General features: G+C 62.6%; 10 protein-coding genes and 3 pseudogenes. 3 read left to right on the top strand and 10 right to left on the bottom strand.

The genetic code is table 11. The annotated features are described in order from the left end of the window. Window positions 1-145 precede the first annotated feature (145 nt). The 3 genes from ACZY0R_RS41430 to ACZY0R_RS41420 form a co-directional block, all read right to left on the bottom strand. Window positions 146-1,060, bottom strand: a complete 915-nt coding sequence (locus tag ACZY0R_RS41430) for a LysR family transcriptional regulator (RefSeq protein ID WP_488867414.1) — start codon at window positions 1,058-1,060, stop codon at window positions 146-148. 220 nt (window positions 1,061-1,280) lie between these two features. Beyond that, window positions 1,281-2,015 carry an IS6 family transposase gene (locus ACZY0R_RS41425; RefSeq protein ID WP_488867412.1) on the bottom strand — a complete coding sequence of 245 codons (735 nt, stop codon included), beginning with the start codon at window positions 2,013-2,015 and terminating at the stop codon, window positions 1,281-1,283. Between the two features lie 9 nt (window positions 2,016-2,024). Next, window positions 2,025-2,180 (bottom strand): hypothetical protein, encoded by a 156-nt coding sequence (locus ACZY0R_RS41420; protein ID WP_488867410.1) that lies wholly within the window; start codon window positions 2,178-2,180, stop codon window positions 2,025-2,027. A gap of 189 nt (window positions 2,181-2,369) precedes the next feature. Here ACZY0R_RS41420 and ACZY0R_RS41415 point away from each other — a divergent pair, with 189 nt between their 5' ends. Both ACZY0R_RS41415 and ACZY0R_RS41410 read left to right on the top strand, forming a co-directional pair. After that, the gene (locus tag ACZY0R_RS41415) at window positions 2,370-2,660 is read left to right on the top strand and encodes a UxaA family hydrolase (protein ID WP_488867408.1); all 291 of its coding nucleotides are present in this window, start codon (window positions 2,370-2,372) and stop codon (window positions 2,658-2,660) included. A 4-nt stretch (window positions 2,661-2,664) separates the two neighbouring features. Then, window positions 2,665-2,745: pseudogene (locus ACZY0R_RS41410) on the top strand (hypothetical protein); the annotation flags it as partial. Window positions 2,746-2,786: 41 nt separating this feature from the next. On the opposite strand, the pseudogene ACZY0R_RS41405 reads toward ACZY0R_RS41410, so the two are convergent. From ACZY0R_RS41405 to ACZY0R_RS41390, 4 genes and pseudogenes are all read right to left on the bottom strand, one after another. Then, window positions 2,787-3,506, bottom strand: a pseudogene (locus tag ACZY0R_RS41405) (Tn3 family transposase); the annotation flags it as partial. Window positions 3,507-3,526: 20 nt separating this feature from the next. After that, window positions 3,527-4,923: pseudogene (locus ACZY0R_RS41400) on the bottom strand (ISKra4 family transposase). Between the two features lie 36 nt (window positions 4,924-4,959). After that, window positions 4,960-5,568, bottom strand: a complete 609-nt coding sequence (locus ACZY0R_RS41395) for a plasmid pRiA4b ORF-3 family protein (RefSeq protein WP_488867406.1) — start codon at window positions 5,566-5,568, stop codon at window positions 4,960-4,962. A 197-nt stretch (window positions 5,569-5,765) separates the two neighbouring features. Continuing rightward, window positions 5,766-6,941: a serine hydrolase domain-containing protein gene (locus ACZY0R_RS41390; RefSeq protein WP_488867405.1), complete on the bottom strand. Its 1,176-nt coding sequence runs from the start codon at window positions 6,939-6,941 to the stop codon at window positions 5,766-5,768. Between the two features lie 212 nt (window positions 6,942-7,153). On the opposite strand from ACZY0R_RS41390, the gene ACZY0R_RS41385 reads away from it, so the two are divergent. Further along, complete coding sequence (locus ACZY0R_RS41385) at window positions 7,154-7,363, top strand: hypothetical protein (protein ID WP_488867404.1); 210 nt, start codon at window positions 7,154-7,156, stop codon at window positions 7,361-7,363. Window positions 7,364-7,498: 135 nt separating this feature from the next. Here ACZY0R_RS41385 and ACZY0R_RS41380 read toward each other — a convergent pair whose 3' ends face one another. The 3 genes from ACZY0R_RS41380 to ACZY0R_RS41370 are packed head-to-tail and all read right to left on the bottom strand — an operon-like array spanning window position 7,499 to window position 12,094. Beyond that, the gene (locus ACZY0R_RS41380) at window positions 7,499-8,977 is read right to left on the bottom strand and encodes a M81 family metallopeptidase (RefSeq protein WP_488867402.1); all 1,479 of its coding nucleotides are present in this window, start codon (window positions 8,975-8,977) and stop codon (window positions 7,499-7,501) included. 44 nt (window positions 8,978-9,021) lie between these two features. Further along, window positions 9,022-10,425, bottom strand: coding sequence for an amidase (locus ACZY0R_RS41375; RefSeq protein WP_488867400.1), 1,404 nt, complete (start codon window positions 10,423-10,425; stop codon window positions 9,022-9,024). Between the two features lie 25 nt (window positions 10,426-10,450). Next, window positions 10,451-12,094: an ABC transporter ATP-binding protein gene (locus ACZY0R_RS41370; RefSeq protein ID WP_488867398.1), complete on the bottom strand. Its 1,644-nt coding sequence runs from the start codon at window positions 12,092-12,094 to the stop codon at window positions 10,451-10,453. Between the last annotated feature and the right edge of the window lies 1 nt (window position 12,095).

Genomic DNA, 12,095 nt, shown 5'->3' with positions numbered 1-12,095 from the left:
TTGAATATGACCAGAGGTTAGAGCACGCCAATTAATCAGTCCATTCTCATTTTCTGATGTTCTAATTCGATTCACTTATAAATAGGCACACATTGCGTCCAGCAGAGGCCGGCACCATAAACCGCCCGGTCGGATTACAATCGGCTCAGTGCTCTGCGCTGAATGGCCGCACATCCTTGGCGAGTTGCTGGCACACGTCCAAAAAGGTGTTCAGACTCGGTATAGTGCTACGGTGCTTGAGCCGTACCGCGCAAATATTGCGGTAGGCGGAGCGGCTAACGATGCGCCGATACGAAAGCCGCCGCATGTCCACCCGCTCGAGAGCGGCTTCGGATAGCACGCCAATACCCAGGCCGGCATCAATCAGGCCAAGCATCGTGCCGACCTGTGCCACCTCATGTGCGGGGCGAAACAGCGCGCCAAAGCGCGACAATTGCGCATCCACGATCTGCCGCAGGCTGCTGTTGTTGCTGACCGCGACGTGCGCGAAAAGATGGAGATCACGCCAATGCAGGATCTCGCGCGCGGCCAGTTCGTGGTCGCTCGGGAAGATGGCAACCAGGTGATCGTGGAACAGTTCGTTCTGCAGCAGGTCATCGGATTCGCCCGGCGACGGGATCAACGCGATATCTGCCTTCCCGCTTCTGAGCATGGCAACGCAGACATCGGAGAACTCGTCGTGCAGCTTCACGTCGATGTTCGGGTGCAGGCCAACAAAGCGGGAAATGGCATGCGGCGCGAAACCTGTCGCGATGGACGGCCCGGCCGCGATGACAAGCTTGCCGCGCTTGCCTTCGACGAAGTCCTGGATACTGCCCTGCGCCTGCACCATGTTGTCGACCAGCATCTGCGCCATGCCATAGAACTCTTGCCCCACGGCAGTGAGGGAAACGTTGCGGGTGTGGCGATCGAACAGCCGCGCACCCAGCGTTTCTTCGAGCTTGCGGATGTTCATGCTCAAGGCAGGCTGCGAAATATGGCAGGCATGCGCGGCCTGACCGAAGCTTAGCGTATCCGCCACGGCAAGGAAGAACTCGATCTGGCGGAATGACATGGTCATGGTCGATTATGTGAAGTCATGCGTTGGAGGTGGCTTTGTCGCAGTAAGAAAGACCAGCCGGCGAGAAGCCGGCAGTGATGCTGGCTTATGTTGCGAGGGAGTAACTATTCAGCCATCCGGCGTCAGATAGGCGAAGGTACGTTGCCCGAGAATGCAAGGGCCAGCGGCACTGTCACGTTGAGGCATGGCGGCCGCAACGGTGGCACGGGCAGCCCATCGCTCAGAACGCGCCAAACGGATTTTGGGTGGCGCCGGTAAAAAGACGCCACGCATCGAATCGTGCGGCGAGTTGTTTGCGGTAAAGCGACGCGCGCAGCAGATGCCGCTTGATCGCGAAGTGCTGTCGGATCGGGCCGAAGCTCGAGAGGAACGCCTGTGTTCGTTTGCGATCGCGAAAGCCACGCATGCGACGCTCACGTTCACGCATGGGCTGATGGCTGTTCTCGGCCCGATTGTTCAAGCGAGCAGCGGCTTTGACGAACAAGTGTTTGACGTTCGCAAGTTCTGGGATGTCGGCCTTCGCAGCCGGGTAGCTGCGTAATTGGTCGGTGACGATCTTGCGCGGCACGGGATAGGAACGAAGCACTCGTAAGAAGAAGCGCTTGGCTGCAGTCTTGTCGCGTCGCGTCTGCAGCAGGATGTCGAGTTCGGCGCCATGCTCATCGACCGCCCGCCACAGCAGATACGGCTCGCCGCGCAGCGTCACGAACACCTCATCGAGGTGCCAGGTCGAGCCCAGTTCGCGGCGTGCGGCTTTGACACGATGGGCGAAGCCCGCGCCGAACTTGTCACACCAGCGTCGGATCGTCTCATAGCTGACAACAACCTCGCGCTCGAATAGCAACTCCTCGATGTCTCGGAGGCTCAGGTTGAACCGGAAGTACCAGCGCACAGCGTGGCTGATGAGCGCCGCAGGAAACCCGTGGCCGTGATAGAGCGATTTCGTTTTCGTCATCACGCCATCTTACGCGACCGCCTCACAAACGTGACAAAGCCTGACGGCGTGCGTGCCAGCCGTCTTTCCTGTCCAGAACCACAGATCGAAGTCCTGAAGGGGATCGAGGCGTTCGCGCAATGCCTCCAGCTTTGCAAGCTTCTCCATGTGGGAAGCCACCTTCATGCCTTGTCTCCTGAATGCGCGGGCACCGCTGTGCCGCCTTTGTTGTGAAGATAGGCACAGCGCGCCTTGCTGTCAAGAATTTCTATATAGTACTTTGACTTTTCGACTAGTGGATTCCCTAAGTATTCCTTGAAATGCAGGCTTTTCGTTAACTACAGTGCATCAAACACCTGTATAGAAGTCAAAGAAATGCCACGTGCCATCGTACTTAACCCGGCAGACAACGTTGCCACGCTGCTCGATGGCGGCCGTGCCGGCGAGCCCTGCACCCTGCAAGGAGAGGCATCGGGCGAGATGACCCTGCTTAAGGATGTGCCGTTCGGCCACAAGGTCTGTATCGCGGATACCCCGCAGAGCGCCAATGTCCTGAAGTGCGGCCAGGTCATCGGGCGGGCCAGCCGGAACCTGAAGGCTGGCGAACACATGCAAGTGCACAACATCGAGTCGACCCGCGCTCGTGGCGATCTGGAAAAGAGGTAAGCAAATGGCAATGACATTCCTTGGCTACCGCCGCGAGAACGACGCAGTTGGCGTACGCAACTGCGTAGCGGTGATTTCTGTGATGGACAACTGCAACCCGGTCAAGCGCACCATCGCGCAAACCGTCACCGCAGCCACGCCAGCACGAAGCGTATCCAGTAGCTGTTCGATGAAGGTATCAGCGGTGGCTGGCAGGCCCAACAGCCCGAGATACTTGGCACGGTCGCGCTCCCGCTCCTTGGCAGGGATGAGTATTTGGTCGCCATCACGAAACCGCATCGAGTGGTCAATCCACACGCCGCCCCGACGCTGGCAATTTCGTAGCGACATCATCGTGCAGGCAGCGAAGGCCTGATAGCCGCGCTTTGGGTCAGGGTCATGGACGAGGTCATGCCACGCCGTGCCAACGCCAGTCTCCGTAAAGTCTTCTGGCAGAGCATTGAGCTTCCTCGTCTGCAGGTCGCGCCATGCCTTGAGGTTCGCAAAGCCGGGATCGTCCTCCCTGCCGCCGAATTCTAAGTCTGCCAGGCCCGACAGCAGAGCGTGAGCCCGCTGATGGTCACCAGTCAGCGCCGCGCGCACGTGTGACGCAAAGCTCGATTGCGCCGCGTCGGTGACGATGGCCAGGTGCTTCAGAGCTTCATCCACTCGCTGCTTAGTGGACTTGCTCTTGTCTTGCAAGACAGCCTTGGCCTTGAGCGCCTGCTGCCTGTCTTCCACGGCAGAACGGGTGTGCGTCGACTGCGCCGTGCTGGCCGCGCGTCGGAACAAATCCTGGCTGCGTCGGCTGGTCTGGTGCATCGCGATATCGGTGAGTTCCAGCAAACTCATCCGTAGAAAGGAGACCGCGCCAAACCGGGGGCTGACTAAGCGGCAAGGCGATGGTTTTCTTCTCCGGCGATGGAGGGATACCATCGTTCAACGTAAGACCGGAGCTGGTCATTGAGCATGGCCGTCCGGATTTGCAGCAGGTTGTGCGCGTGCCGAGGCCGCCAGGCCATCTGCTGCCGTTTGACGAACCGCTTGCTGACCACTTGGTTGACGGCTGACTCGACAAAACCCGATGCAATGGGCTCCCCATGCCGATAGCGGTCACTGTAGTTCACGATGAAGTGCCGGTTGTTGTCCAGGTAGACGATGAACTCCTCGAGTTTGCCGAGGAGTTTGGCCTCTTCAGGGCTGGCCTCAGCTTCCAGATCCCAGCCCAGGCTTTCCAATCGGCGCAACGCGGGATAGGGGCAGCCGTGCCACAGGTGCCACTTGGAGCCATGCAGCGCCTTGATCAATATTCGTTGCTCGGGCCGTCGCTGTGTGCCGGGCGGCCCTTGATCATCTGTTCGAGGTTCTGTACCCGCATGGCGATGTGGAGCCAATCGAGAACGTACTCACCGCGGTCACCAAAGCCGAGCTGCGCAAACCGTACGGTATCGCCTCCATCCGACAGAAAGGTCACCGGTTGACTAGGTTGCACACCTTCACGTAGCAGGAAATTCAACATACGATCGGCCGGCCGGTGCTCCAGCTTGTGCACGTAGGCAAAACTATGGCCGGCTTCCTAATCGCGCATTGACTTCCCGACGATCACTTCAAACCAGCCGTCCTGCCGGCGCCGGTGGCCGGCCAGCCGAAGGTAGCCGCCGTCAATGCCGACGGCGCGGACCGGACTGGGCTCCGGGATGTCGGGCGAACCGACGCTCGCGGCCACCTCCGCGTGCTGCCGGGCGTCGGTGGCCTGTTCCGCTTCCAGCCGGCGACCGAGCCCGGTGACCTGGCGCCGGATCGAGCTGGCTGCCAGCACATGATCGAGCGGCAACACCTCTTGCAGGACGTTGACGGTCAGACCATACGACATCAGCGCTGCGAACTTGACCTCGAGATACTGCAGTTCTGGACTGACCCGCTCAGGCAAGCAGTTGGCGACCGGACTGAAGGTGGGGGCGTCACCCTGGCATTGCCGACAGGGATACAGCCTGGGACTGTCAATCGACAGTCGCCCGAACGCGCTCCGGAAGACCAAGTGATGGTGGCCCTTGCAAGCCAACTGCGCACCGCACGTGGGACAAACGCTGGTCCGGGCAACTGCCTCGGCAACCTGTGCCGCGACCATCGTGCGCTGCAGCCGACCCAGCAATGATTTCGCCTCCTCCAGATGCAGGCCCAGCGAGCCCACATCAAGGCTGTCTCTCTCGAACTGGGCAATTTCGGTGACGGTGGCTGGCACCCCTCCCTCGTCCTGCACTACGAGTTGCAAGCTGATACGCATGGCCGCCCTCCTCCCTTGGAAGCTGCGGCGACCAGTCTACCCCTCGAGGTGTCGCAACCGATCATTGACGATCTGACGGTCAAAGCGACGATCCAGCCAAGTCAGCCATCGGTCGACCTCATCGCGTAAGTCTTCCAGCACGATTGGACCCTCGCGCAGCGACTCGAGCCAATCGAGGAACTCGTATTCACTGCGTTCGTCCCTGGCCTCCAGATACCTCTCGATCCCGCCAACGTCCTCTGGCGGGCAAGGCCCGCAACCCGCCACGCAATGTGGCAGCCGGCCAGGATGTTGCCGCAGCATACGCCGCTCCACCCGTATCTCGTGGCGCCACCACGCGTTGAAGTCATACACATAGACGAAGCCTTCGTGTTCGCGGAGACGAAACGCGGTCAGCGGCAGTTCGTTTGCCACTGTGGAGAACTGCAGGACGTCCTCATGAGCTTCGCCGTAATGCCTGCCACGAATGCCGAACTGGTGCAGATGTTCGTCCGCCCAGCCCATGACTACTTGGATGACATTGTGCAATTGTGGGAGCGTCAAATACTCGGGAACGAGGACGCGTCGCCAAACCGGCGGGCTCAGGCCGCGCAGAGCAATTCGAAGTTGAAGGATGGAGGTCGCCGCCCCAGGATCGGAAGTCATGCGCGCATTGTAGGTGCCTCATTGGCCTCTCGGCGGTGGTCCGGTCGTTCGCCCCCGTTTTGGCGCGGTCTCCAGGCTGCGGGCGTGCTTCGGTACTCGCCCACCAGGCAAGCCGGATACATGCGTGCAGACCGCTTCTCATCATCAAAAGCTTGCAAAAGGCGTCGGGTCCATACATGCACCAGAGCCGTGCGGCGTTACCGCGTCGCGCCGGAATCGACCGCCGCCTGAACCGCCTTGTAAAAGGCCTGGCGCTGCGGGCCGGCGCTGTCGGGCATGGTCGCCTTGGGCCAATCGCCATTCGATGCAATCACCAGCTTGCGCTTGGGATCGATGAAGATGCCCTGGCCAAAAATGCCCTGCGCGGCAACGCTGCCGTCATCGTACGTCCACCACTGGTAGCCATAGCCGCGGCCGGGCACGCCAATGTCGGCCTGCTTGGTGGTTGCACTGGCGAGCCAGTTGGCCGGCAACACAGGCTTGCCGGCCGCAATCCCGCCTTCCAGGATGAACTGGCCGAAACGCGCATAGTCCGACAGCCGGGCCGAGATGCAGCAGCCGCTGATCTCATTGCCGCTGTCGTTGGTGACCCAGATCGCATCCGCCGCCATGCCGTATGGCTTCCAGATTTTCTCGGACAGATAGGCGGACAGCGTCTTGCCGGTCGCCTTGCTGACCAGCACGCCGATCAGGTTGGTTTCGCCCGTCTTGTAGACCCATTTGGAACCGGGCGCGGCCTCTCTCGGGAGCTTGCGCATATAGCTGACCGTGACGTCCATGCCCGGCTCGGGATTAACATCGTTGAACTGCGCGACGTCCGATTTCGGGTCGGCATAGTCCTCGTTCCACTTGACGCCCGAGGTCATGGTGAGGACTTGGCGAATCGTCACTCCGTCGTAGCCGCTGCCGCCCAATTCAGGGATGTAGCGCGTGATCGGATCGTCGATGCTCTTGAGGTATCCATCCTTGACGGCCGCCCCGACCAGCGTCGAGGCCAGCGACTTGGCAACCGAGAAGGAAGTCCAGCGCCCTTGCGGGCCAAAGACCAGTGCATAGCGCTCAAACCGCACCTTGCCGTCCTGCAGGATGATCAGGCCCGCATTGCGCTGCGCCGCCATATAGGCGTCCATCGTCAGTGGCTTGCCGCCGACGGTCAGCGTTTCGGGAAAGACCGTTCCCTTGGGCAGTTCGCGTACCGCGCCGCCGGCGGCCACGACATTGCCGCGGGCGAATTTTTCGATTTGGCGAAAGCGCGCGTCGCGCTGGTCTTGCGTCCAGAACAGCATATTGGTCTCGGACTTTGGCAGCATGGTGCTGCCGCATCCCCCAAGCGCAAGGCAAATCCCGATGCTGGTGATGGTCAGTTTGCTCATGGAAGCCCTCACTTTCGTAATAAGAGTTGTGATTTGCTTGACGAGATTGAGGCCGCGGCTGCGCAAGAGCCCCACGCTCGCAGCATATTATTAAATGACCGCGTTAAGAATATTAAAACAATATCGTTTTAATATTAAATACTAGTTTTCGGACAACCACCGGGGTAGTCGGACACCAACCCACGATGTCCGAACTCCTCAGAAGTCTCTGAATGCGGGCAGCAGGGCGCGCTTTCAGTTCGGTAACAACGGTTGACGAGCGCACTAAAATCATTGGCGAACGCATTAACAGCATTTCGCCAAAGGAATTTGAAGTGCTTAAAACGGTTAGCGGCCAGAAGATTTCCGTCATGCGCAAATTAAACGTCCGGACGGATCAGGAGCTGATCGCCTTTTGCCTGGAAAGCGGGCTCTTCCAGTAGCGGATGGCGACGAGCCCGGCCCCTTCGAGGCCATGCGGCTCGATGCCGAGTACCTCGGCCCGGTCGGCCACGCGCTGACACACGCCGGCAGGGCCAACCAACGGGTGGGCTAATCCAGCCGGCGCTAGCCTTCATCTACATGTCATCGAGGGGATAGATCGGCCGCCGTACATTCTCGAAAGTCAGCTTGCCGAAGTCGGAGGTCGTCACGCCGATGCTGTCGCACTCGAACACATGCGCCGCCAGGTCGCCGAAGCCGGCGCGCCAGTGAACGCGGCTCTTCATCACCAGGAACTTCTTTCGCGCGGGATCGATGCCAAGCGCCTGGAAGCAACCGGGATCGAAGGGCTCCATGTGCGAGGAGACCACGATCACCTCGATCGCACCGGTATCCAGCACTACCGTCTTGCCGGTGCTCACTTCCACGCCGGCATTCATGGGACCGCACAGACGGAAGCGCCCGTCGCTGATTAGCCGCACGCGCGCGGTCAGCCGGATGGGCTCATTGCGATCTCCCGTCGCCGGCAACGCGGACCGCCCTCCAAGCGCAAGCGAGACCTCGTTGCCGATGCCGGCCAGAATGGCTTCTTCGACGGCAATGGGATCGTGAATCGCATAGAAGACGGCGTCCTTGAGTTCCTGCCGCAAGACCTCCCGGAGCACCGCGGTGGTGTCCATGGTACCGCCCGAAGCAACATTGTCGCAGTGGTCCAGCAACACGACCGGGCTGCTATCGGCCGCCTTGGCGTGGGAAACGGTTTCGGCCAGCGGCGCGCCCTGGTAGAGAAAGCCGGCGCGCTGGTCCCACGCCTGATCCAGCAGCGCCTGGCAAGCCTGCCGCGCGCTGTCGGCGTCGCCATTGGCGCAGATGACCGCGGACAGGCCGGCATTGCGGACATCGGCATGCGGAAAGCCAGTGAACAGTGAGGCGGCGAGGATGCCGTTCCCGGCTTGTTCGAACGCGATGCACGATGCCTGCAAAGACCGGTTGGGCTCGGCATGGGTGCCCTGGCGCATCACATGCGGCAGCATGGGCCGGTTGTCCCATGCCAGCACCGGACGGACTTCCCCCTGGATGGCGCGGCACAGCAGTTCCGCGGCACGCTTGCCGGCGGCCGCCATGTCGATGTGCGGGTAGGTGTGGTATCCGGTCAGCACGTTGGCGCGGGCGATCATCTCCGGATAGAGGTTGGCGTGCATGTCGAGCGCGACGCCGATCAGCGTGTCCGGCTGCACCTCCCGCAGGCGCCGCAGCAGTTCGCCCTCGCCGTCCTCGAAATCGCGCGTCACCATGGCACCGTGCAGATCCAGCAGTATGCCGTCGAACGCCTGGCTGGCCGCCGCCTGCACGATCATGCCGCAGATGCGCTCGTAGGCCTGCGGATCGACCGGCCCACTTGGCGATGCCTCCGCCACCACCGGCACCACCATCTGGGCGCCATGGCGTTGCGCCACCTCGATGAATCCGCCGAGCGCGGTGCCCGTGCCGCGCCGCGCGGCGATCGCCTCGGCGCCGCCGAGGACCGCGCCGTCGCGGAAAAAGCGCTGGAACGGTGTAGGAACAGGTGAAAAAGTATTGGTCTCGTGTTTGAACGAGGCAAGCAGCAGCCGCATCGTTTCTCCTTATGTTGAGATGGTTTCAGCGTCAGGCGATGCGCTCAGGCAACCGCTTGCGGCGGTTGCGGCCAGGATCGCTGCGCGGGACGCATGTCTTCCCAGGCCCTGGCCATCTGCAGAACGCCGAGATCGTCGAAACGCCGCCCGGCAATCTGCAGGCCGATGGGCATGCCGTCTGCCGCGAATCCGCAATTGACCGATGCCGCCGGCTGCTCGGAGAAGTTGTAGACGATCGTGAAGCTTGCTTGATGGATCGGTTCCACGCCCTCGTACTCCACGTGCGTCTGCTCCGCCCCGAACGCGGGTTGCGGAAAAACGGGGGAAAGGACGTAGTCGAAATCGCGCGTGGCGGCGACCGTCGCGGCGCGCAGCGCCATCCCCTGGGCATGCGCGCGGTACAACTGCTCGGCGGTGACGCCCTCGCTGCGTTGCACCGCCCATTGGATGGCGGGAGAGGCCTTGCTGCGCCGTTCCTCGGGCAGCGAAGCAAGGGCCATGCGCGTGCGCATGGCCCAGAAACTGCTGATGCCTTCCAGCATGTCCGGCTCGATCCAGGGCCGGATGGGTTCGACGATCGCACCCGCCGCTTCGAATGCCCTGGCGGCTTTCTCCACCGCGGCGCGTACCTCTGGATCGACCCGGATCCCGCTGTCGAGCTCGAGCCACAGGCCGATGCGCAGGCCCTTGAGATTGCGCTCCAGCCGATTCCACTCAATGGGCTGGTAGGGCAGGCTCATGTGATCGCGCGCATCGGGCAACGACAGGACGCGCATCAGCAATGCGGCGTCCGCCACGGTACGGGCCATCGGGCCGGCGACGCGCGCCGGGTATGGCGGATCGATCGGGATACGGCCAAGGCTCGGCTTGAGTCCAAAGATGCCACAGAAGCCGGCCGGCCCACGGACCGAACCGCCGATGTCCGTGCCCACATGCAACGGGCCATAGCCGGCCGCCGCCGCCGCCCCGGCGCCCGAACTGGATCCGCCCGGATTGCGGCCCAGGTTCCATGGGTTGCGCGTCAGCGGGTGGAAGCTGGACATGGCGGCGCCAAGCATGCCAAGGTCCGGCATCGTGGTCTTGCAAATGAACACTGCACCGGCTTCGCGCAGGCGCGCGGCCACGGGAGCGTCCTTGACCGCGGGCACCAGTTCGGTCGCCGCGCAGCCCAACGGTACCGGAACACCCTGCGTGGCAATGTTCTCCTTGATTGTCACCGGCACGCCGTCGAGCGGGCCCCGCGGCGCACCGCGCTGCCAGCGCGCCTCGGACTCGCGGGCCATCGCGAGCGCGCCCCCGGTGTCTAGCGCATAGGACGCCTGGATGTGCGGCTCCCAGGCTTCCACGCGCGCCAGCACAGCTCGCGTCACGGCCACAGGCGATAGCGCCTTATTGGCGTACAGGTCGAGCAGCGTCGTGGCGCTCAGTTCATGGAGGTCAGTCGTCATGGTTCCATCCTTAGGTGAGGGGGATTCAACCGGCACCGAATGCGTAGCCTTGGCCGGGGGCGGCGGCGAGCAAGGCTTGCGTGTACGGCTGGCTGGGCGAAAGAAAGACTTCCCGGGCGCTGCCTTGCTCGACGATGCGCCCGTGCTGCATCACGATCACGCGATCGCAGATCTGGCTGGCGACTCGCAGGTCATGGGTAATGAAGATAATGCCCAGGTCCAGGCGCTGCTGGATCTCGTCGAGCAGCGCAATGATCTGCGCCTGCACGGAGACGTCGAGCGCCGAGACGGCCTCGTCCGCGATCAGCACTTTCGGTTCGCAGGCGAGCGCGCGAGCGATGCAGATCCGTTGCCGCTGGCCGCCCGAGAACTCGCTGGGATAGCGCTGCAGCGCATCGGGCTTCAGGCGCACCAGATGCATGAGCTCCTCCGCACGGCCCCAGGCCTCGCGCGTAGGGACGCCGAAGTTCAGCGGTCCTTCGACAATCGATGCACCCACCGTGCGCCGAGGGTTTAGAGACCGATAGGGATCCTGGAACACCACCTGCACCGAGCGCCGGAAGTCGGATACCTCGCGCCTTGCCGCCTTGGCCATGGATCGGCCCTGTGCCCATATCTCGCCGGCGGACGGTTCGATCAGACGCGCGATGCAGCGTGCGACCGTCGATTTGCCGGAGCCCGATTCGCCCACGATGCCGACCGTCTCGCCAGGATGGATCGACAGCGCGACATCTTGCACTGCCTGTACCACCCGGTGCCTGCCCAGCCAGCCTTTGCTGACATAGGTCTTGGTCAGCCCGCGCGCATCGAGCAGGGGCGGCGCGGCCTTAAGCGCCGGCCGGTTGGCGGGCCGCAACGAGGGCACAGCGGACAGCAGCATTCTGGTATAGGCTTCGCGCGGGCTGCGCAGTACTTCTTCCTTCGGGCCCTGTTCGATCATCTCTCCCAGCTGGAGCACCGCGACCTCGTCCGCGATCTCGGCGACCACGCCGAAATCGTGGGTGATGAATAGCACGCCGGTGCCGCTCTCGGCCTGCAATTCGCGAATCAGCGTGAGGATTTCAGCTTGCGTCGTCACGTCGAGCGCGGTGGTTGGCTCGTCGCAGATCAGCAGCGCCGGTTTGAGAATCATCGAGATGGCGATCACAATGCGTTGGCGCTGTCCGCCGGATAGCTGGTGCGGATAGGCGCCATAGATTCGCTCCGGTTCGGGCAGCCGCGTGCGCGCAAAGATCTCCAGGACGCGTGCCCGGCGCTCGGCAGGCGCGAGCTCGGTGTGCTCGGCGAGGATTTCGTCCACCTGCGCGCCGCAGGTCATCACCGGGTTGAGCGCGGTCATTGGCTCCTGGAACACCATTGCCATGGCGACCCCGCGCAGCGCGCGCAGGCGCCGCGGGTCGGCCTCCAACAGGTTTTCGCCGAGCAGCTCGATACTGCCGCCGCCCGGCTTGAGCGCGGGTGGCAGCAACCCCATCACGGCATGGGCAATCACCGACTTTCCGGACCCGGATTCGCCAAGCAGGCACACGATGCGGCCCGGCGCCACCTCAAAGCTGATATGCCGCACCGCCTGTGGCCGATCGCCGCCGGCGGGCAGCGTGATGGAGAGGTCTCGTACCACCAGCACCGGTGCGGTGGCCGCGCCTGCCGTTTGGTCTCTGGTCTGCATG

Source organism: Cupriavidus sp. F041, from assembly GCF_057814235.1.
Note: the sequence above shows the minus strand (reverse complement) of the source record. Positions and strands in the feature narration are given on the sequence as shown.